This is a genomic window from Streptomyces sp. NPDC048270, assembly GCF_040652335.1.
Taxonomy (GTDB): domain Bacteria; phylum Actinomycetota; class Actinomycetes; order Streptomycetales; family Streptomycetaceae; genus Streptomyces.
In genome coordinates this window covers 40,809-64,017 of the sequence record NZ_JBEZLV010000034.1, presented here as the reverse complement: position 1 = coordinate 64,017, position 23,209 = coordinate 40,809, and the positions used below count along the sequence as shown (strand labels likewise).

Below are 23,209 nucleotides of genomic sequence, written 5' to 3'. Positions count from 1 at the left end.
ACGGCTCGGGGCCCGGGAGCGATAGAGACCGCTTCCCGGACCCCGGAGACCAGAACTACCTGTCAGGACCGGCCTTACGGCGCGGTCTTGACGACGATCTTCTTGGCGATGATGTCGGCCTTGGCCTTCTCCACCGCGGCGATGACGTCGGCCATCTCCTTGTACTTCGGGTTGGAGTCGGCCAGGCCGACGCCGTCCTTGTCCAGGCCGTAGCGGATCTCACCGGTGGTCGGCTTGCCGTCCTTGACCGACTTGATCAGGTCGTAGACGGAGTCCGAGACGTCCTTGGTGACCGAGGTCAGGATGGCGTCCTTGTACTTCGCCAGACCGGCCTGGTTGTACTGGTCGGAGTCGACGCCGATGGCCCACTTGCCCTTGGCCGAGGCGGCCTCGATGGCACCGGAGCCGGCCAGGCCGGCGGCGGCGTAGACCACGTCGGCGCCCGCGTCGAGCTGACCCTGCGCGGCGGCCTTGCCGAGGTCGGGCTTGGCGAAACCGTCGAAGTTCGGCGGCTGGGTCAGGTACTGGGACAGCACCTTGGCGTTCGGGTTGGTGTCCTTGACGCCCTGCGCGAAGCCCGCCTCGAACTTCTTGATCAGCGGAACCTCGACACCGCCGATGAAGCCGACCGTGCCGGTCTTGGAGACCTTGGCGGCGGCGACGCCGGCCAGGTAGGAGCCCTGCTCCTCGTTGAAGACGAGGTTGGCGATGTTCGGGCCGGTCACCGAGGTGTCGTCGATGATGCCGAACGTGGTGTCCGGGAACTTCGGCGCGACCTTCTTGATGGCCGGGGCGTAGGCGAAACCGACACCGATGACCGGGTTGTTGCCCTTGCGGGCCAGCTCGGTGAGGCGCTGGACCTTGTCGGCCTCGCCCTCGCCGTCGGTGGGCTCCGCCTCGGCGCCCTTGATCTTGAAATCGTTCTCGGCCTTCTCCAGGCCTGCGTACGCGGCGTCGTTGAACGACTGGTCGCCGCGGCCACCGATGTCGTACGCGATGGCGGCGCTGGCTTCCTTCGAGTCCGAAGATCCGGTGTCCGACGACTTCTTACCGCCACAGGCGGTGGCCGAGAGGGCCAGCGCGGCGGACGCGAGGCCCACGGTGGCGATCCTGGTGATCCGGCGCAAGGGGAGGCTCCTTCAAAACCTGACCGAAGCGCCACGACCGGCGCTGGTTTCGCGGCGATCGTAACGCGCGTAGATGTCAGTTAAAGGCCCGTTCATGAGTCGTTATCGGATCGTCGCGAACCGGACAGTGACCGATCGGTAACTGGTCTTGTGCCCAGCCCTTGTGTACCAAGGGCTGGACACGTCCGCCGCGATCAGTGCGGATGAGGTACCGCAGGGGCGGGTGACGTACCCCCGGCCGTCAGCGGACGACCCCCGCGCGCCGCGCGTCCAGCAGGGCCGCGGCGGTGAAGAACTCGACCCCGACGGCGATCGCGGACTCGTCCACGTCGAAGTCGCCCCGGTGCAGGTCGTGCTTGGCGGTGTCGCCGGGGCGGCGGACCCCGAGGCGGGCCATGGCGCCCGGGACCTGCTCCAGGTACCAGGAGAAGTCCTCGCCGCCCAAACTCTGCTCGGTGTCCTCCACCGACCCGGCGCCGCAGCGGACCGCCATCGCCTCGCGGAGCAGTTCGGTGACCACCGGGTCGTTGACGACAGGGGGCACCCCGCGCACGTGGTTGATCTCGAACTTGGCCCCGTGCATCGTCGCGACCTCGTCGATGGCCGCGTGGATCATGTCCGGCGCCTCGTGCCAGGCGTTCAGGTCCAGGCACCGTACGGTTCCGGACAGCTCGGCGTGCATCGGGATGACGTTGCAGGCGTGCCCGGCCTCGATCCGGCCCCAGGTGACCGACATCCCCGAGCGCGCGTCCATCCGCCGGGTCAGCAGCGCCGGGACGTCCACGGCCACCCGGGCGGCGGCCGTCACCAGGTCGGTGGTCAGGTGCGGGCGGGCGGTGTGCCCGCCGGAGCCGGAGAGGGTGACCTCCAGCCGGTCGCAGGCGGAGGTGATGGGGCCCGGCCGCAGTCCGATCCGCCCGGCGTCGACCCGGGGGTCGCAGTGCACGGCGATCATCTTGCCCACGCCGTCCAGCACCCCGGACTCGATGGCCTCGGTCGCCCCGCCCGGGAGCACCTCCTCGGCGGGCTGGAAGAGCAGGCGCACGGGGCGGGGCAGCAGGCCCTGGCGGTCGAGCTCGGCGAGGACGAGTCCGGCCCCGAGCACGATCGCGGTGTGCACGTCGTGGCCGCAGGCGTGGGCGCGGTCCGGGAAGGTCGAGCGGTAGGAGACGTGCGTCTTGGCGTCCGGGATGGGCAGGGCGTCGATGTCCGCGCGCAGGGCCAGCATCGGCCGTACGCCGTCCCAGGTCCCCACATCACAGATCAGGCCGGTGCCGGACTTCAGCACCCGTGGGCGCAGGCCGGCTTTCTCGAGCCGGGCCTTGATCGCCGCCGTGGTGCGGAATTCCTGGTGTCCGAGCTCCGGGTGCATGTGCAAGTCCCGGCGGAAGGCGATCAGTTCGGCACGCAGGTGGTCCGGAAGCTTGCCGGGCAGCTCGGGCCGCTCGGACACGGCGGGCTGGGCGGTCTGGGACTCGCGGGACATCAACTGGTTCACCTGTTGAAGGGTAGGCGCACCAATGGCCCAACTGGCTGAGGATCACGAAAAGTTCATGCCGTTAGGGGAAAGAAACCCGGCCTCTGGACGCATGACCGGTTGCGCGCGGGGGTAGACTCGCCCGCTCATCCGGCCGCGGGAGCCGCCTGAGCGGGCAGTCTGCGCACACCGCGGGCGCTGTCGGTGACCCCCGCGAGGAAGCCGCGGGCGCGCGGCGACGCGGACCCGGTGAGCCAGTCGGGGTCGATATCGCATACGGCCACGGTCACCCCGGTGCCGGTCAGCGCGTACGGCAGGGTGTGGACGACGGTGGACGGAAAGCTGACGATGGTCCGGCCGACCGGGCCGCGCCGCGCGATCAGCTCCAGCGGCAGGTCCGGGCGGACGATCTCGAGCCCGGTCGCCTCGCTCAGCGCGCGCAGCTTCTCCGGGGACTCCCGGCGGTGCGCGAAGTAGCGGGTGGCTCCGTGCACCCGGGTCAGGGCACGTACCGCGTCCAGGTAGCGGGCCGGGTCCACCACGCCCGTCTCCACCAGCGAGGTGCCGACCAGGTCGGTGCCCTTGATCAGGCGCGGCGGGCCGAAGCGGGCCCGGGTCCAGGCGAAGTCGTTGACCCGCAGCGTCATCGCGCCGTGGGCCGTCACCGGCATCGAGCTGAACACCTCGACGTGCCGGCCGGCGCCGTCCGCGGGGGTGAAGCGGCGCCGCGCGGTGGCGGAGACCGGTGCGTACGCCAGTTCCCGCACCCGGCCGGCGAGGCCGCCGCCGCCCACGCGGTGCCAGCGGACCAGGCGCTCGCCCCGGGCGGTCTGGGCGATGAACTCCATGGTGGCGGTGCCGTCGTCGACCACCACCAGCTGCTCGGCCCGCACCAGGGTGAGCAGCAGCTGGACGTAGCGGGAGAAGGGGTCGCCCACGACGACCGTGCGCGCCGCGCGCACGTCGCCGGCCAGGGCGGCGAGGGCCTTCAGCGGCGCGAGCCGGCCCCCGCGGGCCTCCTGCCAGCGGACCTCGTGCCCCTCGTCGCGGGCGAGCGCCGCCATCCGGCGCAGCTGGCCGCGGGACATCGGGTCGGTGGGGGGCAGTACGACGATCCGGACCCGCCCCGCGCCGGGCCCGGCCCCGGCCCCGGGCCCGCCCCGCGGGGCGGCCGCGCTGCGGACCTGGCTGGGAACGCCGTCGAGCAGGGGCCGGCCGTCCGCCGGGGCGGTAGCGCGCGCGTGGATCCACTCCAGCACGTTGAGCAGTTGGACCGGGCTCTCGACGAACGCCAGCGTGGGGCCGGAAGGGGTCACCGCGTACTCCTCATCTCGGGTGGACCGCGGGGCGGACCGCGGGTCAGACGGCGGCGAGCTCGCCCTGCACGCGGCGCAGCTTCTTCATGGGGCCGAGCTCGGATTCGTAGACCCGCTTGACGCCGTCGCCGAGGGCGGTCTCGATGGTGCGGATGTCGCGGACCAGGCGGGCGAGGCCGCCGGGCTCGACGGAGGCGGCCTGGTCGGAGCCCCACATCGCGCGGTCGAGGGTGATGTGGCGCTCGACGAAGGCGGCGCCGAGGGCGACGGCGGCCAGGGTGGTCTGCAGGCCCGTCTCGTGGCCGGAGTAGCCGATCGGGACGTTGGGGTACTCCTCCTGGAGGGTGTTGATGACCCGCAGGTTGAGCTCCTCGGCCTTGGCCGGGTATGTCGAAGTGGCGTGGCAGAGCAGGATGTTGTCGCTGCCGAGCACCTCCACCGCGTGGCGGATCTGCTTCGGGGTGGACATGCCGGTGGACAGGACGACGGTGCGGCCGGTGGCGCGCAGGGCGCGCAGCAGCTCGTCGTCGGTCAGCGAGGCGGAGGCCACCTTGTGGGCGGGGAGGTCGAACTTCTCCAGGAAGGCGACGGCCTCGGTGTCCCACGGGGAGGCGAACCAGTCGATGCCGCGGGCGGCGCAGTGCTCGTCGATGGCGCGGTACTCGTCCTCGCCGAACTCCACCTTGTGGCGGTAGTCGATGTAGGTCATGCGGCCCCAGGGGGTGTCGCGCTCGATGTCCCACTGGTCGCGCGGGGTGCAGATCTCGGGAGTGCGCTTCTGGAACTTCACGGCGTCGCAGCCGGCTTCGGCGGCGGCGTCGATCAGGGCGAAGGCGTTGCCGAGGTCGCCGTTGTGGTTGATGCCGATCTCGCCGACGACGTACACGGGCCGGCCGGGGCCGGCGGTACGCGATCCGAAGGTGCGCAGGCGGGTGTTGGGGGAGGCGGTCATGACAGGTGACGTCCTTCGGTGCGGGGGTACGAGAGCGGGTGCGGCGGGGGCGGCGTGGGGTGTTTCGGATGCCGCGTGGGGTGTGTCGGATGCCGCGTGGGGTGTTTCGGGTGCCGCGTGGGGTGTGGGCTGCGGGTCGGGTCGTACGTCGAGCAGCGGGGCGAGCAGGCGGGCGCGCTCCAGGTCGTGCGGGTCGTCGATCTCCAGGACCCGCGCGGGGTCGGTGGCGACGGGGAGCGTGCGTCCGAAGAAGCGGTGGCGGGCGGTACGGAAGCCGGCGGCGTCCATGGCGTAGGCGGCGCCGGTCTCCAGCAGGTCCTGGGGGCGGTCCTGGCGCCGGGGGCGGTACGTCGTCTCGTGGTTGACCCCGGTCCCGAAGCCCTCGGGGTCCTCCCGCCAGAGGAAGCCGTGGAAGGGGGCCGCGGTCAGGGCCGAGTCGGCGGCGCCGGAGGCGACGGCCGCGGCGACCGCCTCCACGTCGGAGGAGGCGAGGAAGGGGCTGGTGCACTGGACGAGGAGGACCACGTCCACGCAGACCGAGTGCAGTTCCTCGAAGGCGGTGAGGGCGTGCAGGAGGGCGGCCTCGCTGCTGGCGGTGTCGCCGGAGATCGCGGTGGGGCGGGTGATCACGCCGGCCCCCGCGGCGCGGGCGGCCCGGGCGATCGCCGCGGAGTCGGTGGAGACCACCACGTCGGTGACGGTCGGCGCGGTGAGGCAGGCCCGGACGGCGCGGGCGACGAGCGGGATGCCGGCCACCTCGGCGAGGTTCTTGCCGGGAACCCCCTTGGAGCCGCCGCGCGCCGGGATGACGGCGAGGACGCGGGGGCTCACAGCTCCCCCATCCGGCGGATCACGGGGGCCACGCGCTGCACTCCGTGCCGGTAGGCCCCGCGGGCGGCGTCGCGCAGGTGGGCGCGGAGCCTGCGGCGCAGGCGGGACTGCCCCGCCGGCTCGCGGACCGCGCCGGGCAGCGGGGTGCCGTCCGGCGCGAGGTGCTGCCGGGCGAGGATGCCGGGCAGGTACCGGGGGGCGGTGGTCAGCGTGTAGTAGGGCGCGGGCGCCGGGAGCCGGACCTCGCCCAGCAAGCCGTCGATCTTCGCCCGGGCGGCGGCGTAGGGGTCCCCGTCCCCGGTGACGCCCTGTGCCGCCAGCCAGTCCGGGTCCCCTTGCGGGAGCAGCCCGGCGTCGAGCTGGTCCCAGGAGGCCAAGCAGCCGGAGCCCAGGAAGTGGTGGTTGCCGAGGGCTTCGCGGATGCCGAGGTCGGTGAGGACGGCCGTCGGGATGGAGCGGTGCAGGGACTCCAGGGCGGCGGTGGAGGAGACGGTGACCAGCAGGTCGGTGCCGTCCAGGACCTCGCCCATGTTCCCGTACACCAGGCGGCAGTTGGGCGGGAGCCCGCCGGGGAGTCTGGCGGCGAGCCGCTGGTACGGCTGCTCCTCCAGGTGCGTGGTGTGCTCCCCGGGGCGGCTGCGCAGTTTGATCAGCACCTCGCGGTCCGGGTGCAGCCGTGCGTGCCCGGCCGCCCGCTCCAGCAGGTACGCGCGGTCGGCGCGGCTGTCGGGCACGGAGGGCTGGACGGCGAACACGACCGTGTGGGTCCGCGGTCCGGCCGGCTCGTACGGCGCCCCGCCGAGGAAGGGCAGTGCCGTCTCGGTGACGGCCCCGGCGTCCGCGCCGACCCCCTCGTACACGGCCCGGAACCGCTCGGCGTCGTGGCGGGAGTTGGCCAGCACGAGGTCGGCGCCGTGCCGCAGCAGCAGGCCGTCGGCGAGCTTCTCGTACACGACGCCCACGTATCCCGTGACGAGGACGGGGCGGCCGGCCGGCTCGGGCCACAGGGCGCGGGCCCCGTGCAGGACGGCCTGGACGGCCCCGCCGACCAGGGCGAGGACGACCACGTCGTAGTGCTCCCGCCCGATCTCGGACAGGAACTGCGCGCAGGTCACCTCGGTCGGCCGGTCGCCCTGGACGCCCACCTCGCCGAGCTGGCGCGCGGTGGGGGTGGCACGTCCGCGCAGCAGGAATCCGGCGAGCTGGTGGTCGGGCACGAGACGGCGGGCGGTGAGTGCGCCCCATTTCCATCGCGTGTCGGAATCGGCGATAACGGCGACGCGTTTGCGTTCTGGCACGCGGCAGAAGCTATTCCGCAATTTCGGTGATCGGCCCAACGAACGCACAACAGCGGGTTAACAACGCGTCGACGGAATGCGAAAGCGCCCGGGTTAACGCGCCCGCCGCGCGCCGTTCACGTGGAATCCGCGTCGGGGTCACAGTGAATGCCGGGCGGCGTCCTAATGTCTCACGGGTGCCCAAGCTCTCCGTCGTCGTGCCGTTCTACAACGTGCAGACATATGCACCAGATGCCCTGAAGAGTCTCGAACTCAACGCCCGGGACGATTTCGAGTTCCTGCTCGTCGACGACTGCTCGACGGACGGGACGCCCGCCCTGCTCGAGCGGGCGGCCCGCGAACTGCCCGGGGCGGTGCACCTCAGACACGAGCAGAACGGCGGCCTGGCCACCGCCCGGAACACCGGCCTGGACGCGGCGAACGGCGAGTACCTCGCCTTCCTGGACGGGGACGATTGGCTGGCCCCCGGCCACCTGGCCCGGACCCTCGCCGCCATCGAGTCTCTGAGCTGCGATTTCGTCCGTACCGACCATGTGAAGTGCACCGGCAGGACGCGGAGCGTGCAGCGCGTCCCCTACGGCCCGCAGTCGGTCGTCGCCGATCCGCGCACCGCGATCCTGCCCGCCGACCGGGCCACCTCGGTGGACTATCCGTACGCCTGGGCCGGGATGTACCACCGGCGCCTTCTGGACCGCGGGCTGCTGCACTTCACCCACGGGCTGCGGACGGCCGAGGACCGGCCGTGGATCTGGCGGCTGCACCGTGAGGCGGAATCGTTCGCCGCGATCGGAATGCCCGGAATCTTCTACCGGCGCGGGGTCTCCACCTCTTTGACGCAAATCGGCGACGAACGGCAGCTCGATTTCATTCGCGCATTTGATCAAGTGCTCTCGGACACCGCCGCGGACGTAGAATCGGACCTGCTGCTCCCGAAAGCCGTCCGAACATATTGCGCGATTATCGCGCACCATTTCGGATCCATCGAGAGGTTCGAACCGGACGTGGCCCGAAAACTGCGCTCCATGAGCACGGCCGCACTCGGCCGCATGCCCCGGGGCGTCCTGGACCTGGTCCTGGACTCGATGGACACGGAGCGCTCCACCCTGCTGCGCCGCGTGCGCGGCCGCCGCCGTACGACCGCCGCGGGGGCGAACGCCTGATGCCCACCCAGATCTTCCTGGCCTCCACCCTCTACGGAGCCGCCACCCTCGCCGCCGGCGTCGACGCGGGCGTCTTCCCGCCCTCCGCCCGCCGGATCCTGCTCACCAGCAACCACGCCGTCACCGCCGAGGTCAGCCCCGGGGTGGCGGACATGCCCGGCTTCGACGCGCTGCGCCCCCGCTTCGACGAGGTCCTCGACTGGAACCGCGTCATCGCACCGCAGCACCCGAGCACCTGGACCCCCCGCGCGGAGGACGTCCCGCTGTGGGAGCGGCAGCTGCGCGCCCTGTGGGACCTCGGCGAGGACCGCGTCGAACTGGTCGTGGAGTCCCTCCAGGTGCCGCCCGCCCAGGCGCTGTGCCGGATCTTCCCGGGCGCCGCCGTCGACGTGTACGCCGACGGCCTGATGAGCTACGGGCCCACCCGCATCCGCCTCGACCCGCAGCTCGGGATGCGCGTGCGGCGCGTCCTGCACCTGGACCTCGTCCCCGGGCTGGAGCCGCTGCTGCTGACCGAGTTCGGGGTACGGGTCGAGCTGGTGCCCTCGGAGGCCTTCCTGAAGGTGCTGGCGGAACTGCCCTCGCAGGACACCGCCCTGGACGGCGTCGGGGAGTCCCCCGCCCTGCTGCTCGGCCAGTACCTCTCGGCGCTCGACCTGATGACCCCCGACCAGGAGGAGGAGCTCCACGTCTCGATGGTCCGCGGCGCCCACGCACTCGGCCACACCGAGCTCGTCTTCAAACCGCACCCCAGCGCCCCGGCCGCGTACTCCCGCCGCGCGGAGGAGGAGGCCGAGCGGCTCGGTGCCCGGATGACGGTGGTCGACACGCCGTTCCTGGCCGAGACCCTCTACCAGCGGCTGCGCCCGGCCCTGGTCGTCGGCTGCTTCTCCACCGGCCTGCTGACCGCCGCCACGCTGTACGGGCTGCCGGTGGCGCGGACCGGCACGGACGCCATACTGGCCCGCCTCACCCCGTACCCCAACAGCAACCGCGTCCCGCTGGCCCTGGTGGACGCCCTGCTCCCGGACCTGGCCGACGCGGACGCCGTGCGCACCTGGGCTCCCCCGACGCCCGAGCGGGTCCGCGCCGAGCCCGCCGGGCTGCTGACGGCCGTCGGGTTCACGATGCAGCCGCAGATCCTCGCCGCCCGCCGGCCGATGGCCGAGGCCTACCTGTCCCGGCACCTGACCGGCCGCACCTGGCGGTACTTCACCCGCCGCCGGCTGACCGCACTGGGCCTGCCGGGCGGCATCCCCGCCCAGCTGTCGTTCCTGCCGCGCAGCAGGGCGGTGCGGCGCATGGCCCGGCGGCTGCGCCGCGTCCTGCGCTGAGGGGCGCCTCAGCCGACGGCGAGCTTGGCCGCGAACCCGAGGAACAGCACGCCCGCCGCCGAGGTGGCCCCGGCCGACAGCCGCTTGCGGCGGCGGAACGCGGCGGACAGCCGGGTCCCGGTGAAGATCAGCGTCGACAGGTACAGGAAGCTCGCCAGCTGGGACAGCGTCCCCAGCAGCAGGAACGACAGCGCGGGGTAGGCGTAGCCGGGGTCCACGAACTGCACGAAGAAGGACAGCAGGAACAGGATCGCCTTCGGGTTGAACAGGCTCACCACCAGCGCCCGCCGGTACGGCCGCTCCAGGCCGCCGGCCGGCTCCTCGCCGGTCAGGATCTCCTCCTGCCGCGCCTTGCGATGGCGCCACATCTCCCATGCGGCCCGCATCATCCCCACGGCCAGCCACGCCAGGTACCCGGCGCCGAGGAACTTCACCAGGGTGAAGAGCAGCGGGCTCGCCTGGAGCAGCGCTCCCGCGCCGGCGGCCGTCAGCACCATCAGCACGGTGTCCCCGGTGAACACCCCGGAGGCGGCCTTGTAGCCCTCCTTCACCCCGCGGCGCGCGGCGACGGACAGCACGTAGAGCGAGTTCGGCCCCGGCAGCAGAACGATCAGCACCAGGCCGGCGAGATACGTCGGAAGATCTGTCACACCCAGCATGGGCAGGAGTGTCCCATAGGGACGCACCTGTCAGAAGACCGGTGTCACCAGGTGGAATCCGCCGGGGTGTACGTGCCCCACACCTCCCGCAGCGCCCCGCACACCTCCCCCACCGTCGCCCGTGCCCGCAGCGCCTCCTTCATCGGGTACAGCACGTTCGCCCCCGTCCCCGCGGCCGCCTCCCGCAGCCGCGCCAGCGCCTCCTCCACCGCCTCCCCGTCCCGCTCCGCGCGCAGCCGCTCCAGCGCCGCGCGCTGCCGCGCCTCGATCCCGGGGTCCACGCGCAGCGGCTCGTACGGCTCCTCCTGCTCCAGGGCGAAGCGGTTGACCCCGACCACCACCCGCTCCCCGCCGTCGGTCTCCCGCGCGATGCGGTAGGCGTTCCGCTCGATCTCCGCCTTCTGGAAACCGGCCTCGATCGCGGCCACCGCACCGCCCCGGGCCTCGACCTGCCCCATCAGGTCCAGCGCGGCCGCCTCCAGGTCGTCCGTCATCCGCTCCACCGCGTACGACCCGGCGAAGGGGTCGACGGTGTGCGGCACGTCCGTCTCGTACGCGAGGACCTGCTGGGTGCGCAGCGCCAGGCGGGCCGACTTCTCGGTGGGCAGCGCGATCGCCTCGTCGAAGGAGTTGGTGTGCAGCGACTGCGTGCCGCCCAGTACGGCGGCCAGCGCCTGCACGGCCACCCGTACCAGGTTCAGCTCCGGCTGCTGCGCCGTGAGCTGGACCCCGGCAGTCTGGGTGTGGAAGCGCAGCATCAGCGACTTCGGGTCCCGCGCGCCGAACTCCTCGCGCATGACCCGGGCCCAGATCCGCCGGGCCGCGCGGAACTTCGCGACCTCCTCGAGCAGGGTGGTGCGGGCGACGAAGAAGAAGGAGAGCCGGGGCGCGAACTCGTCGACCGCCATGCCGGCCGCGAGCGCCGTACGGACGTACGCGATGCCGTCGGCGAGGGTGAAGGCCACCTCCTGCGCGGGCGAAGCCCCCGCTTCGGCCATGTGGTAGCCGGAGATGGAGATGGTGTTCCACCGGGGGATCTCGGCCCGGCAGTAGCGGAAGGTGTCGGCGGTCAGGCGCAGCGAGGGCTCGGGCGGGAAGATGTACGTCCCGCGCGCGATGTACTCCTTCAGCACGTCGTTCTGGACCGTGCCCGTCAGCTGGGCGCCCGAGATGCCCTGTTCCTCCGCGACCAGTTGGTAGAGCAGCAGGAGCAGCGCGGCGGGCGCGTTGATGGTCATGGAGGTGGAGACCCGGTCGAGGGGGATCCCGTCGAACAGGGTCCGCATGTCGTCGAGGGAGTCGACGGCGACCCCGACCTTGCCGACCTCGCCGTGCGCGAGGGGCGCGTCGGAGTCGTGGCCCATCTGGGTCGGCAGGTCGAAGGCGACGGACAGTCCGGTCCCGCCGCCTTCGATGAGCTGCCGGTAGCGGGCGTTGGACTCGGCGGCCGTGCCGAAGCCGGCGTACTGCCGCATGGTCCACGGCCGACCGGTGTACATGGTGGGATAAATCCCCCTGGTGTACGGGAAATCCCCCGGTTCGCCCAGTTCGACCCGCGGGATCCACCCCGTCAGATCGGCCGGTCCGTAGACGGGTTCGATCGGGATTCCGCTCTCGGTGCGTGCCATGTGACGAAGACCTCCGTAGAGCGAGCGGGCCCGGGACTGGTACAACCGTCCCGCTTCGTAAGACCGCGGACGGCTGCTGGTCACAATGGCGCAACATCCAGGGACCCAGTGCAACTCTCCACGCACGCGAGGCATCACCTAGATACACAACGTAGAAATCGGGGGACTGCTGATGCACCGCCAGAGAGTCATAATCCGCACGCTCGGGGTGGCCACCGCCGTCGCGCTCGCCGCGACCGCCTGTGGGCCGCAGAAGTCGGAGTCCGCGGGCTCCGCTTCCTCGGCCCCCTCTTCGCCCACGGCGGGCGCCTCCCCCGAATCCTCCCCGTCGGCCGACAACAAGCCGGCCTCGCCGTCCCCGTCGGCCTCCGCCTCCGCCTCGGCGTCCCCGTCCGCCTCCCCTTCGCCGACGGTGAAGCAGGTCATGGCCAACGGCGACGACAGCGAGCAGGTGCGCGAGCTCCAGGCCCGCCTGAAGCAGCTCAAGCTGATGTCGGTCGCGCCGACCGGCTTCTACGGGACCAAGACCACCGCGGCCGTGAAGTCCTTCCAGTCGAAGAACGGGCTGAACGCCACCGGTTCGGTCGACGAGCCCACCTGGAAGAAGATCCAGAGCGCCACGAAGAAGCCCACCGCCGACGAGCTGCGCCCGCCGACGGTCAACGAGCCGGACGCGCCCGACCCGCGCTGCATGGAGGGCCGGGTCCTGTGCATCAGCAAGGAGAGCCGGACCCTCGCCTGGATGATCGACGGCAAGATCGTCTCCACCATGGACGTGCGCTTCGGCTCGGAGAACACCCCGACCCGCGAGGGCGTCTTCAAGGTGGACCGCAAGGAGAAGGAGTGGACGTCCACGCTCTACCACACGTCCATGCCGTACTCGATGTTCTTCAGCGGCGGCCAGGCCGTGCACTACTCGGCCGACTTCGCGGCCCGCGGCTACGCCGGCGCCTCGCACGGCTGCGTGAACGTCCGGGACAAGGGCAAGCTGGCTGCCGTCTTCGGCCAGGTCCAGGCCGGCGACAAGGTCGTCGTCTACTGGTGATGCCCGAGCGGCGCGGGCTGCGCGGTCGAAACGTCAGAGGCGCGGGCAGGGCCGGGGGAACGTGCCCCGCCCGCGCCGGTTGCGCAGAGCCCAGGGGTACGGGGGGAACCCCGGCTCATGCGCGGCCGATGACCAGTCGGCTCGTTATGTACTGCGTCGCAGGTTCGAAAAGTGTTACAGGCGGGACGCGACCGGAGCCGGATTCCTGAGCATCCTGTCGATCGCACCGCCGTCCGCCGGCGCGCTCGGGCTGTTCGTACGCCCGTCGTCGTGGACGACCCCGTCCAGCAGGGCCTCGCAGTAGTACGGGATCCGCGACAGGCCCTTGGCCAGACGGGACAGCCGCTCGCGCCGGTCGTCGTTGAGGTGTCCGGCCCGGTAGTCGTGGCACAGGTCCACGGCCCGGCGCTGGTTCTCCCGGTCGCGATCGCGGTCCCGGCTCGTGGTCTCGCCGCCGGAGCCGTCCGGGAGGCCGTCCGTACGGAACGTGCCGTCCTGGTCCCGGCCGTCGCCGCTGTCCTCGCCGCCGGTGCCCGTGCCCGTGCCGCCGACGGCGGACGTACCGGACGAGCCCTCGCGGCGGGGGTCGCCGCCGGACTCCGCGAACCCGTCCGTGCCGGGCGGATGCGAGGTGCCCTCGGACGCGGTGGGGCCGGCGCCGTCCCGCAGGGGGGTCGGCCGCAGCTGCGGGTCGAGCGTCGAGCCCGTGCCGCCGTCGCCCTGGGCCGGGTCCCCGTCGGCGCTCACCGACATCGCGGGTCCGGGACCCGCGGTGTCGCGCACGGGCCGGTCCAGCAGACCGGCGCCCGCCGCCGCGGCGAGGCCGCCGACCGCGACGCTCGCCAGGGCCGCCGCGAGGCCGAACCGCACCGCCCGGGAACGCCGGGGTGCGGGCACGCGCGGGCCGACGGCGTGGCCGAGGGCGACCAGGGGCTCGCGCCCGCCGGAGCGGGCCGCCGCGGCGGAGAGTCCGGCGGACGCGGGTACGGGAGACGCCGGCGCGCCGGCTCCGTGCGCGGCGCGGAAGGCGGCCACCGCCGCGGCCTCACCGGGCAGTTCGCCGGCCGCCGGAGCGGCCGGGGCGAGGCTGTCGAGGGCCGCCCGCAGCCGGGCGGCGTCGCGCCGGGCACGCGGATCGGCGGCCGGACCCACAGGTTCCACCGGTTCGCCGCGCAGCAGTCTGTCGGCGGCGGCTTTGTCCAGCCACCTGTCGCGCTCGTCGGCCATCACATGTCCTTCTGCGTCCGCCAACGTGAATGCGTCACACCGGTTTGTTCTACGAGGCCCCCGCCGTGGCCGCGCTGCGCGGGTACGGCGTCGAGATCCTTCCCGCCCCTGCCGCCCCGTGCCTGGCCACCGGCATTATGGCCGACGCGGGCGCCCGGATCCGAGCCCCGGTCCCCGCCCCGGTCCCCGCCCCGGTCCCCGCCCTGGTCCGAGTCCGGCTCGAAGCCGCCCTCCGCGCCCTCCGGGCCGAGCAGCTCGGCCAGCTTCTTCAGACCCCGGTGAGCGGCGGTCCGTACGGCACCGGGCCGCTTGCCGAGGGTCTCGGCCGCGCTCTTGGCGTCCAGGCCGACGACGACCCGCAGCACCACGGCCTCCGCCTGGTCCTGGGGCAGCTGCGCGATGAGCGCCATGGCGCTTCCGGTGGAGAGGGCCTCCATCGCGGCGCCCGCGGTGTCGCAGTCGGCGGCCCAGCCGGTGAGCTCGGTGTCGTCGCCGCCTATGGCGGGGCGGCGGCCGCGCATGCGGATGTGGTCCAGGGCCCGGTTGCGGGCGATGCGGGCGGCCCAGCCGCGGAAGCGGTCGGCGTCACCGGTGAAGGAGTCGAGGTCGCGGGCGATCTGCAGCCAGGCCTCGGAGGTCACGTCCTCCGCGTCGCCGTCGCCGACGAGCGTGCGTACGTATCCGAGCAGGCGTGGGTGCACGGCGCGGTACACAGCACGGAACGCGTTCTCTTCGCCGTCCTGTGCCGCGAGCACCGCGGCGGTCAGCTCCGCGTCGTCCCCCAGCAAAGTCCCCAACCCGTTCACTGTCCTGTACGTCTGGCGCAAATCAGCACGTTACGGCTTTCAAGCACCTTCGTCCACGAGTTGTACAACGAGCAACCAACCCTGCGCGGAGCGAGGTGTGACACAAAACGCACTCGGGGCGCTGACAGGGATACGGGCTTGTCGCACGAGCCCGTGACGGATGGTGGCCGGGGCCTCTCCTGTGGGGGGTGGCGGCCTCGGCCGCCCTCCCCTCCCCGGGCCGTCTCCACCTCCCGGCCCCCCTTCGGTACGCCTCCATGATGCTCCCGTCATCCTTTCGGCTCACTTCCGGGTGAATTCCCCGAATGCGTACGACACACCCCACCCGGCGTCGATAGCGTGGCAGGACACCCGCACCACGCCCCGAGGAGCCCCCCGCTGTCCAGCCACCTTCCGGCACAGGCCCGCGGCAGCTCCGGCCCCTCCCGCTCCGGACTGGCGCGGTTCAACGCCCTGACCCCCGAGGCGGCCGAGGCGGCCCTGATGCACTGCTGCGGCAGCCGGCGCTGGGCCCACCGGGTCGCCGTGCACCGCCCCTACCCCGATTCCGAGGCGCTGCTCGCCGCCGCGGACGAGGCGTCGTACGACCTCTCGCACGCGGACCTGGCGCAGGCGCTGGCCGCCGAGTGCTCGGCGGAACTGGAGCCCGGAGCCCCGTACGCCGCCGTACTGGCCCTCGCCGCGGGCCACGCGGAGTACGAGCGCAAGTTCGGCCACGCCTTCGTGATCTGCCTCGCAGGGCGCACCCCGGAGGAGCAGGCGGACCAGCTGCTGGCGGCGATCCGCCGCCGGATGGGGCACGACGTGGACGAGGAGCGCTCCCTCTCCGCCGACGAGCTGCGCCGCCTCGCACAGGCCCGGCTGTGCGACCTGACACATTGGCTGACGTCTTCCGATGGCCTGACTGGGGCGGAAATGGGGCTATTCGCCCCTGTCGGATAGTCCGTCCGAGCCTGTTTGATCACACCGATGGCCCCCGCGCGAAGGAACCGACAAAGCGTCGCTACGATGTCCGGGGCCGGAGGACCGTACCCGGCCGGGCCCGACCGACAAAGAAGCCGGCTGGCCCCCGCCCCGCTTCCGGAGGGTTTTCCGTGCCGGCTGGAACGTTGTACCGCGGCCGGGAAGGAATGTGGTCCTGGGTGGCTCATCGAGTCACCGGCGTCCTCATTTTCTTCTTCCTGTTCGTACACGTCCTCGACACCGCACTCGTCCGCGTCTCCCCCGAGGCGTACGACGATGTCGTGGCTACCTACAAGACACCGATCGTCGCGCTGCTGGAGTACGGCCTCGTCGCCGCAATCCTGTTCCACGCGCTCAACGGTCTGCGTGTCATCGCAGTGGACTTCTGGTCCAAGGGTCCGCGCTACCAGAAGCACATGCTCTGGTACGTCGTGGGCATCTGGATCGCGCTGATGATCGGGGCCATCTACCCCGTCCTCAGCCACGCCTACCTTGAACTGTTCGGGAAGTGACACGCATGTCTTCTGACACTTCTTCCGCCAAGGTCATCGGCGACGACGGCTCCCTGTCGGGCCTGACCCTCTACGACGTCGACAACCCGGCGCCGTACATCGAGGCCCCCCGCAAGCGCACGGGCAAGACCCCGCGCTCGACCCGCGGGAACTTCGAGATGGTCGCGTGGCTCTTCATGCGCCTCTCGGGCATCGTGCTCGTCGTCCTCGTCATCGGCCACCTGCTGATCCAGCTGGTGCTCGACGGCGGCGTCTCCAAGATCGGCTTCGCCTTCGTGGCGGGCCGGTGGGCTTCCCCGTTCTGGCAGATCTGGGACCTGCTGATGCTGTGGCTGGCCATGCTGCACGGCGCGAACGGCCTGCGTACCGTCATCAACGACTACGCGGAGCGCGCCAACACGCGGCTGTGGCTGAAGGGCCTGCTCTACACCGCCACGGTGTTCACCATCCTTCTGGGCACGCTGGTGATCTTCACCTTCGACCCGAACATCCGCTAGGCAACGGGGCTGAGGCGAAACCAATGAAGATCCACAAGTACGACACCGTCATCGTCGGCGCAGGTGGCGCGGGCATGCGCGCCGCCATCGAGGCGACGAAGCGCAGCCGCACCGCCGTGCTGACGAAGCTCTACCCCACCCGCTCCCACACGGGCGCCGCGCAGGGCGGCATGGCCGCCGCGCTGGCCAACGTGGAAGAGGACAACTGGGAGTGGCACACCTTCGACACGGTCAAGGGCGGTGACTACCTGGTCGACCAGGACGCCGCCGAGATCCTGGCGAAGGAGGCCATCGACGCGGTCCTCGACCTGGAGAAGATGGGCCTGCCGTTCAACCGCACCCCGGACGGCACCATCGACCAGCGCCGCTTCGGCGGCCACTCGCGCAACCACGGCGAGGCCCCGGTCCGCCGGTCCTGCTACGCCGCGGACCGCACCGGCCACATGATCCTCCAGACGCTGTACCAGAACTGCGTGAAGGAGGGCGTGGAGTTCTTCAACGAGTTCTACGTCCTGGACCAGCTCCTGGTCGAGGAGGACGGCGTCCAGAAGTCGGCCGGTGTGGTCGCGTACGAGCTCGCCACCGGCGAGATCCACGTGTTCCAGGCCAAGGCCGTCATCTACGCCTCCGGCGGCACCGGCAAGTTCTTCAAGGTGACCTCCAACGCGCACACCCTCACGGGTGACGGCCAGGCGGCCTGCTACCGCCGCGGCCTGCCGCTCGAGGACATGGAGTTCTTCCAGTTCCACCCGACGGGCATCTGGCGCATGGGCATCCTGCTGACGGAGGGCGCCCGCGGTGAGGGCGGCATCCTCCGCAACAAGGACGGCGAGCGCTTCATGGAGAAGTACGCGCCGGTCATGAAGGACCTCGCGTCCCGTGACGTCGTCTCGCGCTCCATCTACACCGAGATCCGCGAGGGCCGCGGCTGCGGTCCGGCCGGGGACCACGTGTACCTGGACCTGACGCACCTGCCGCCGGAGCAGCTCGACGCGAAGCTCCCGGACATCACCGAGTTCGCGCGCACCTACCTGGGCATCGAGCCGTACACGGACCCGATCCCGATCCAGCCCACCGCGCACTACGCCATGGGCGGCATCCCGACCAACGTCGAGGGTGAGGTCCTGGCGGACAACACCACCGTCGTGCCGGGCCTGTACGCGGCCGGCGAGGTCGCGTGCGTGTCGGTGCACGGCGCGAACCGCCTGGGCACCAACTCGCTGCTGGACATCAACGTCTTCGGCAAGCGCTCGGGCATCGCGGCGGCCGAGTACGCGCACGGACACGACTACGTCGAGCTGCCGGAGAACCCGGCGCAGCAGGTGATCGACCTGGTCGAGCAGCTGCGCAGCTCCACGGGCAACGAGCGGGTCGCCGAGCTGCGTCTGGAGCTCCAGGAGACGATGGACGCGTGCGTGATGGTGTTCCGTACGGAGCAGACCATCAAGACGGCGGTCGAGAAGATCGCCGAGCTGCGCGAGCGCTACAAGAACGTGTCCGTCCAGGACAAGGGCAAGCGCTTCAACACGGACCTGCTGGAGGCCATCGAGCTGGGCAACCTGCTCGACCTGGCCGAGGTCATGGCCGTGTCCGCGCTGGCGCGCAAGGAGTCCCGCGGCGGTCACTACCGCGAGGACTACCCGAACCGCGACGACGTCAACTTCATGCGCCACACCATGGCGTACCGCGAGGTCGGCGCCGACGGCAAGGATTCCGTCCGGCTGGACTACAAGCCCGTCGTCGTCACCCGCTACCAGCCGATGGAGCGTAAGTACTGATGGCCACCCCCACCCTGTCCAAGACGGACGAGATGGAGGCCGCGGCCGCGGCCTCGCCGTACATCACGGTCACGTTCCGGATCCGCCGCTACAACCCCGAGATCTCGGACGAGGCGCAGTGGCAGGACTTCCAGATCGAGATCGACCCGAAGGAGCGCGTGCTCGACGGTCTCCACAAGATCAAGTGGGACCTCGACGGCACGCTGACCTTCCGCCGCTCGTGCGCGCACGGCATCTGCGGCTCCGACGCGATGCGGATCAACGGCAAGAACAGGCTCGCCTGCAAGACGCTGATCAAGGACATCAACCCGGAGAAGCCGATCACCGTCGAGGCCATCAAGGGCCTCACGGTGATGAAGGACCTCGTGGTCGACATGGAGCCCTTCTTCCAGGCGTACCGCGACGTCATGCCGTTCCTGGTCACCAAGGGCAACGAGCCGACGCGCGAGCGCCTGCAGTCCGCCGAGGACCGCGAGCGCTTCGACGACACCACCAAGTGCATCCTGTGCGCCGCGTGCACGTCCTCGTGCCCGGTGTTCTGGAACGACGGCCAGTACTTCGGCCCGGCGGCGATCGTGAACGCGCACCGCTTCATCTTCGACAGCCGTGACGAGGCGGGCGAGCAGCGCCTGGAGATCCTCAACGACAAGGACGGCGTGTGGCGTTGCCGCACGACGTTCAACTGCACCGACGCGTGCCCGCGCGGCATCGAGGTCACCAAGGCGATCCAGGAAGTCAAGCGTGCGCTGATCACGCGCCGCTTCTGACGTCCTGAGCCGCAGGCCGCCGTACGCGAGGCCCCGCACCCGGAGTTGCTCCCGGGTGCGGGGCCTCGCGCGTGCCCCGGGCTTACCCGCTTACGGGGTACAGGCTTGGTGCCCGCTGTGGAAGGATCGGCCACATGAGCGAGCAGCAGCCGAATCCGTACGCAGGCGACCCGGGCCACGCCGGCCCGCAGGGCCAGCCCGGCCAGCCCGGCCAGGGCGACTACACGTGGGGCCCCGGCGAGGCCGGTTACGGCTACCCGCAGCCCTACCCGGCGGCCCCGGCCTACCAGCCGACCATGGGCGCCGGGATGCCGGCGCCCGTCCCCGCGCCCACCGGCGGCGGTGCGGGCATGTCCCTCGGCGACATCACCATCGCGGGCGACCAGATCATCACCCCGTCGGGCACGATGCCGCTGCGGGGCGCGATGTGGAACGCGACGGACTTCTCGCGCACCGAGGAGAAGATCCCGACCCACGCGATCATCCTGGCCGTCATCTTCTTCCTGTTCTGCCTGCTCGGCCTGCTGTTCCTCCTGATGAAGGAGAAGAAGACCACGGGCTACATCCAGATCACCGTGACGAGCGGCGGCCGCCACCACTCCACGATGATCCCGGCCCAGGACCAGAACACGTATCCCTGGGTGATGTCGCAGCTCAACTTCGCACGATCGCTCAGCATCTGAGGGACCGTCCGGGCGGTGGGCTCCGGGGCCTTCGCGTCCCCGAGCCCCCGAGCTCCAGGGCGCTGAGAAACGCACTGGCGGGCACGGGCCGGGGACCGAGATGATCACCGGATGACCATTTCCTTCGAGGTGTCAGGGGCCGATGAAGGGCCCGCCGTCGTGCTGCTGCACTCTTCCGTCTGCGACCGGCGGATGTGGGACGCGCAGTGCGGGCCGCTCGGTGAAGCCGGGTTCCGGGTGGTCCGGCTCGACTTCCGGACCTGCGGGGACTCCCCCGCGGCGCAGGAGCCGTACAGCGACCACGGCGACGTCGTCGCTGTGATGGACCGGCTCGGCATCGGGCGTGCCGCGCTCGTCGGGGCCTCGTACGGCGGGCGGGTCGCCCTGACGGTCGCCGCGCTGCACCCGGAGCGGGTGACCCGGCTGGCCCTGCTGTGCGCGGGCCGTCCGGGGCGCCGGCCCGACAGCCCCGAGGTGAAGGAGTTCGGCGCCGCCGAGGACGCGCTGCTGGAGGCCGGGGACCTGGCCGGCGCGGCCGCCCTGAACGCCCGCACCTGGCTCGGCCCGGACGCCGACGAGGCCGCGCACTCCCTCGTACGGGCCTTGCAGCTGCGGAACTTCCAGAACTCCCTGGCCCCCGCCGGCGACCACGAACTCCCCGAGCCGGACGTCGACCTCGCCGCCGTCACCGCCCCGACCCTCGCCGTCGGCGGCGCCCACGACCTCCCCGACTTCCGCCACATGGCGGCCGAACTCCCGACCCTCGTCCCGGGCGCCCGCCACGTGGAACTGCCCTGGGCGGGCCACCTGCCCTCCCTGGAGCGCCCGGCCGCGACCACGGACCTGCTGCTGGAGTTCCTCGGCCCGTCCCGGTGACCAGCACGCCCACGGGACGCGCGGCTGTCACCGTCCTCCGGTGACACCCCTGCCGCGGGCCTCGGGCGGGTGTGCGACCATCGCTCGTCGCACATCACCCTGGGGGGTTCATGCCAACGGTCACGGCGTCCGCAAGACGCCCGATGTCCACTGTCCTGACGTGTCTGTTCGGCGTCCTCGCCGCTCTCCTGCCGGTGGGGGCGGCGCAGGCCGCGCCCGCCGCGCAGGACTGCGTCGCCGTCGCCGAGGGGCGCCACGCGGGGACGTTCGCCACCGCCGGGCAGACGCACTGCCTGGAGCTGCCGAGTCCGCAGGGGGCCCGGGTCGCGGCCCTCACCTCGCGCGGCGGCGCGGGCGTGAGCGTCCAGGTCGACGTGGTGGACCGGAACGGCGCCGCGCAGTGCGGGTCGGGGGACCTCGTGGGCGGTGAGTGCGCCCTGACCGGGGCGGCGCCGTTCCGTGCGCTGGTGCGCGCCGACGACGCCGAGGCGACCGGCCCCTACGGGGTCCACTTCGTCCGTACGGACGTGCTCCAGGCGGGCTGCCAGGTGCTGCCCGCCGGATCGTTCGCCGACGAATCGGCGGCCGTGCGGCTGGAGACGGGCAACGGCGTCTTCTCGCACTGCCTGACCATCCCCGCCGACGCGCACTCCACCTCCGAACTCCTGCGGATCCGCTACGGGTTCCCGGACGACACGGAGCTGTTCCCGGACTGGCGCATCAGCATCATCGACACCGACGGCAACGGCCCCTCCTGCTACAGCCACCCCGCACCGGGCCAGAACATCCGGACGGACAGTCTCATCAGCTGCGGCTTCGCCGCCGGCAAGGCCTACACCGTGCTGCTGGAGGGCCAGGACGCCCCGCGCAGCCACACCTTTGAGCGCCGGGACGACACCGTGACGGCCAAGGGCTGCACCGCCTCCGCCGCGACGGCGATCGGCGCCCCGGCCGCGGCCGGCACGTCCGGCCAGAACGGCAGCCTGCGCTGCCACCGGATCACCACGGCAGCCGCCACGGACCGGCTGCACATCGATCCCCGCGACGCCCACGACAGCACGCACATGCTGGTCATGGACAAGGTCGGCGGCATCGTCTGCCACCCCCGGACCTGGGCGTGTACGGTCACCGGCTCCACCAGCTACCAGGTCGTCACCCAGGTCCCCGACGGCTGGACCCTGCCCGCTTCCCACCGCCTCGACGCCTGGCGGATCGCCACGGCCTCCGGGCCCGCCCCCGAGTGCCCCCGCGCCGGATCCGTCGCGCACGGGTACGGCCCGCTGACCGGCACGCTCTCCGAGGAGCGCACGGCCGTCTGCGCCGTCCTGCCGAGCGTCTCGGGTGACCGGTTCAGGGCGGACGTCACCGCCACGGACGGCGGACAGTCCACCCCGGAGGTTTCGCTCTACAGCGGCACCGAGCGCAACCTCTGCTCGGGCAACTCCTCCCCGTACGAATGCCAGACCCTCGGCGAGGGCCTGTTCGTCCTCGGGCTGCCGGACCGGACGGACCGTACGGCCTACCGCGCCGAACTGACCTGCACCAACGCGCCCTGTGGGCCGGAGGAGCTGTCCGTCGGGACGGTCACCCCGAACACCGCGCAGAGCGGTACCGTCGCGACCCTCACCGTGCAGGGCACGGCCCTGAGCATGAAGACCACCGTCAAGCTGACCGGCGGCCCGACGCCGTTGACGGCCACGACGGTCTCGGTCTCGGAGGACGCCCGGACGCTGAAGGCGACCGTGGATCTGCGCACGGCCCCCGCCGGCATCTGGAACATCAGCGTCAGCGCGCTCAACTTCCAGTACCCGCGCGGCACGCTGACGGTGACGCCGCCCGCGACCTCCGGCCAGGGCACGTACAAGCCGGTCACGCCGACGCGGTTGATGGACACACGGAGCGGGCTGGGCGTGCCGAAGGCGAAGGTGGGCCAGGGCGGCACGGTGACGCTGCAGGTCACCGGTACGGCGGGGATTCCGGCGTCCGGGGTGACGGCGGTGGTGCTGAACGTGACGGCCACCGACCCCACGACGAGCAGCCACGTGTCGGTCCATCCCGACGGCACGGCCCGTTCGAGCGCGTCGAACCTGAACTTCACGGCGGGGCAGACCATCCCCAACCTGGTCGTCGTCCCCGTCGTGAACGGAAGGGTCAGCTTCTACAACAACGCCGGATCCGTCGACCTCATCGCCGACATCGCCGGCTACTACACCACCGACGGCTCAGGCTCGACGTACAAGCCGGTCACGCCGACACGCCTGATGGACACCCGC

At 71.7% G+C, this 23,209-nt stretch carries 19 protein-coding genes and 2 pseudogenes; 11 read left to right on the top strand and 10 right to left on the bottom strand.

The window, feature by feature from the left end; all coding sequences use genetic code 11:
• Window positions 1-74: 74 nt before the first annotated feature.
• The 6 genes and pseudogenes from AB0D66_RS26125 to AB0D66_RS26100 form a co-directional block, all read right to left on the bottom strand.
• Window positions 75-1,127 carry a BMP family ABC transporter substrate-binding protein gene (locus AB0D66_RS26125; RefSeq protein WP_362308195.1) on the bottom strand — a complete coding sequence of 351 codons (1,053 nt, stop codon included), beginning with the start codon at window positions 1,125-1,127 and terminating at the stop codon, window positions 75-77.
• Window positions 1,128-1,368: 241 nt separating this feature from the next.
• Entirely contained in the window at window positions 1,369-2,613 is a 1,245-nt protein-coding gene (locus AB0D66_RS26120) for an amidohydrolase (protein ID WP_362308262.1), read from the bottom strand.
• 137 nt (window positions 2,614-2,750) lie between these two features.
• Window positions 2,751-3,920: a hypothetical protein gene (locus AB0D66_RS26115; RefSeq protein WP_362308193.1), complete on the bottom strand. Its 1,170-nt coding sequence runs from the start codon at window positions 3,918-3,920 to the stop codon at window positions 2,751-2,753.
• Window positions 3,921-3,963: 43 nt separating this feature from the next.
• Entirely contained in the window at window positions 3,964-4,872 is a 909-nt protein-coding gene (locus AB0D66_RS26110) for an N-acetylneuraminate synthase family protein (RefSeq protein WP_362308259.1), read from the bottom strand.
• Window positions 4,873-5,328: 456 nt separating this feature from the next.
• Window positions 5,329-5,703: pseudogene (locus AB0D66_RS26105) on the bottom strand (NTP transferase domain-containing protein); the annotation flags it as partial.
• Window positions 5,700-7,001: a DUF6716 putative glycosyltransferase gene (locus AB0D66_RS26100; RefSeq protein WP_362308190.1), complete on the bottom strand. Its 1,302-nt coding sequence runs from the start codon at window positions 6,999-7,001 to the stop codon at window positions 5,700-5,702. The pseudogene AB0D66_RS26105 and the gene AB0D66_RS26100, both read right to left, overlap by 4 nt.
• Before the next feature lie 176 nt (window positions 7,002-7,177).
• On the opposite strand from AB0D66_RS26100, the gene AB0D66_RS26095 reads away from it, so the two are divergent.
• Window positions 7,178-8,161 carry a glycosyltransferase family 2 protein gene (locus AB0D66_RS26095; RefSeq protein WP_362308187.1) on the top strand — a complete coding sequence of 328 codons (984 nt, stop codon included), beginning with the start codon at window positions 7,178-7,180 and terminating at the stop codon, window positions 8,159-8,161.
• Complete coding sequence (locus AB0D66_RS26090; protein ID WP_362308184.1) at window positions 8,161-9,495, top strand: polysialyltransferase family glycosyltransferase; 1,335 nt, start codon at window positions 8,161-8,163, stop codon at window positions 9,493-9,495. The genes AB0D66_RS26095 and AB0D66_RS26090 overlap by 1 nt, the downstream gene beginning before the upstream one ends.
• An 8-nt stretch (window positions 9,496-9,503) precedes the next feature.
• Here AB0D66_RS26090 and leuE read toward each other — a convergent pair whose 3' ends face one another.
• Together leuE and AB0D66_RS26080 are read right to left on the bottom strand one after the other, a co-directional pair.
• Window positions 9,504-10,154 carry a leucine efflux protein LeuE gene (gene leuE, locus AB0D66_RS26085; protein WP_362308181.1) on the bottom strand — a complete coding sequence of 217 codons (651 nt, stop codon included), beginning with the start codon at window positions 10,152-10,154 and terminating at the stop codon, window positions 9,504-9,506.
• Between the two features lie 44 nt (window positions 10,155-10,198).
• A complete protein-coding gene (locus AB0D66_RS26080; RefSeq protein ID WP_362308177.1) occupies window positions 10,199-11,782 on the bottom strand; it encodes a methylmalonyl-CoA mutase family protein in 1,584 nt (527 codons plus the stop codon).
• Between the two features lie 172 nt (window positions 11,783-11,954).
• Between AB0D66_RS26080 and AB0D66_RS26075 the strand changes: the two genes are divergently transcribed.
• Window positions 11,955-12,827 carry a L,D-transpeptidase family protein gene (locus AB0D66_RS26075; RefSeq protein ID WP_362308174.1) on the top strand — a complete coding sequence of 291 codons (873 nt, stop codon included), beginning with the start codon at window positions 11,955-11,957 and terminating at the stop codon, window positions 12,825-12,827.
• 174 nt (window positions 12,828-13,001) lie between these two features.
• On the opposite strand, the gene AB0D66_RS26070 is transcribed toward AB0D66_RS26075, so the two are convergent.
• Complete coding sequence (locus tag AB0D66_RS26070; protein ID WP_362308171.1) at window positions 13,002-14,054, bottom strand: hypothetical protein; 1,053 nt, start codon at window positions 14,052-14,054, stop codon at window positions 13,002-13,004.
• Window positions 14,054-14,842, bottom strand: a complete 789-nt coding sequence (locus AB0D66_RS26065) for an RNA polymerase sigma factor (RefSeq protein ID WP_362308256.1) — start codon at window positions 14,840-14,842, stop codon at window positions 14,054-14,056. The genes AB0D66_RS26070 and AB0D66_RS26065 overlap by 1 nt, the downstream gene beginning before the upstream one ends.
• Window positions 14,843-15,199: 357 nt before the next feature.
• Here AB0D66_RS26065 and AB0D66_RS26060 point away from each other — a divergent pair, with 357 nt between their 5' ends.
• The 8 genes and pseudogenes from AB0D66_RS26060 to AB0D66_RS26025 all read left to right on the top strand — a co-directional run.
• Window positions 15,200-15,802 carry a 2-oxo-4-hydroxy-4-carboxy-5-ureidoimidazoline decarboxylase gene (locus tag AB0D66_RS26060; RefSeq protein ID WP_362308168.1) on the top strand — a complete coding sequence of 201 codons (603 nt, stop codon included), beginning with the start codon at window positions 15,200-15,202 and terminating at the stop codon, window positions 15,800-15,802.
• Window positions 15,803-15,954: 152 nt separating this feature from the next.
• Window positions 15,955-16,335 (top strand): succinate dehydrogenase, cytochrome b556 subunit, encoded by a 381-nt coding sequence (gene sdhC, locus AB0D66_RS26055; protein ID WP_362308165.1) that lies wholly within the window; start codon window positions 15,955-15,957, stop codon window positions 16,333-16,335.
• A gap of 5 nt (window positions 16,336-16,340) precedes the next feature.
• Window positions 16,341-16,832, top strand: coding sequence for a succinate dehydrogenase hydrophobic membrane anchor subunit (locus tag AB0D66_RS26050; RefSeq protein WP_362308162.1), 492 nt, complete (start codon window positions 16,341-16,343; stop codon window positions 16,830-16,832).
• A 23-nt stretch (window positions 16,833-16,855) separates the two neighbouring features.
• A complete protein-coding gene (sdhA, locus tag AB0D66_RS26045; protein WP_362308159.1) occupies window positions 16,856-18,610 on the top strand; it encodes a succinate dehydrogenase flavoprotein subunit in 1,755 nt (584 codons plus the stop codon).
• Window positions 18,610-19,377: a succinate dehydrogenase iron-sulfur subunit gene (locus AB0D66_RS26040; RefSeq protein ID WP_362308156.1), complete on the top strand. Its 768-nt coding sequence runs from the start codon at window positions 18,610-18,612 to the stop codon at window positions 19,375-19,377. The genes sdhA and AB0D66_RS26040 overlap by 1 nt, the downstream gene beginning before the upstream one ends.
• A 134-nt stretch (window positions 19,378-19,511) precedes the next feature.
• Complete coding sequence (locus AB0D66_RS26035; RefSeq protein WP_362308153.1) at window positions 19,512-20,060, top strand: hypothetical protein; 549 nt, start codon at window positions 19,512-19,514, stop codon at window positions 20,058-20,060.
• A gap of 111 nt (window positions 20,061-20,171) precedes the next feature.
• Window positions 20,172-20,936, top strand: a complete 765-nt coding sequence (locus tag AB0D66_RS26030) for an alpha/beta fold hydrolase (protein WP_362308150.1) — start codon at window positions 20,172-20,174, stop codon at window positions 20,934-20,936.
• Window positions 20,937-21,079: 143 nt separating this feature from the next.
• Window positions 21,080-23,209, top strand: a pseudogene (locus AB0D66_RS26025) (Tat pathway signal protein); the annotation flags it as partial.

Bases quoted from the DNA above. Each gene is read 5' to 3' on its own strand.
- AB0D66_RS26040 (WP_362308156.1), top strand. From the start codon at position 18,610: ATGGCCACCCCCACCCTGTCCAAGACGGACGAGATGGAGGCCGCGGCC.
- leuE (WP_362308181.1), bottom strand. From the start codon at position 10,154: ATGCTGGGTGTGACAGATCTTCCGACGTATCTCGCCGGCCTGGTGCTG.
- AB0D66_RS26050 (WP_362308162.1), top strand. From the start codon at position 16,341: ATGTCTTCTGACACTTCTTCCGCCAAGGTCATCGGCGACGACGGCTCC.
- AB0D66_RS26030 (WP_362308150.1), top strand. From the start codon at position 20,172: ATGACCATTTCCTTCGAGGTGTCAGGGGCCGATGAAGGGCCCGCCGTC.
- sdhA (WP_362308159.1), top strand. From the start codon at position 16,856: ATGAAGATCCACAAGTACGACACCGTCATCGTCGGCGCAGGTGGCGCG.
- AB0D66_RS26075 (WP_362308174.1), top strand. From the start codon at position 11,955: ATGCACCGCCAGAGAGTCATAATCCGCACGCTCGGGGTGGCCACCGCC.
- AB0D66_RS26110 (WP_362308259.1), bottom strand. From the start codon at position 4,872: ATGACCGCCTCCCCCAACACCCGCCTGCGCACCTTCGGATCGCGTACC.
- AB0D66_RS26070 (WP_362308171.1), bottom strand. From the start codon at position 14,054: ATGGCCGACGAGCGCGACAGGTGGCTGGACAAAGCCGCCGCCGACAGA.
- AB0D66_RS26080 (WP_362308177.1), bottom strand. From the start codon at position 11,782: ATGGCACGCACCGAGAGCGGAATCCCGATCGAACCCGTCTACGGACCG.
- AB0D66_RS26035 (WP_362308153.1), top strand. From the start codon at position 19,512: ATGAGCGAGCAGCAGCCGAATCCGTACGCAGGCGACCCGGGCCACGCC.
- AB0D66_RS26120 (WP_362308262.1), bottom strand. From the start codon at position 2,613: ATGTCCCGCGAGTCCCAGACCGCCCAGCCCGCCGTGTCCGAGCGGCCC.
- AB0D66_RS26090 (WP_362308184.1), top strand. From the start codon at position 8,161: ATGCCCACCCAGATCTTCCTGGCCTCCACCCTCTACGGAGCCGCCACC.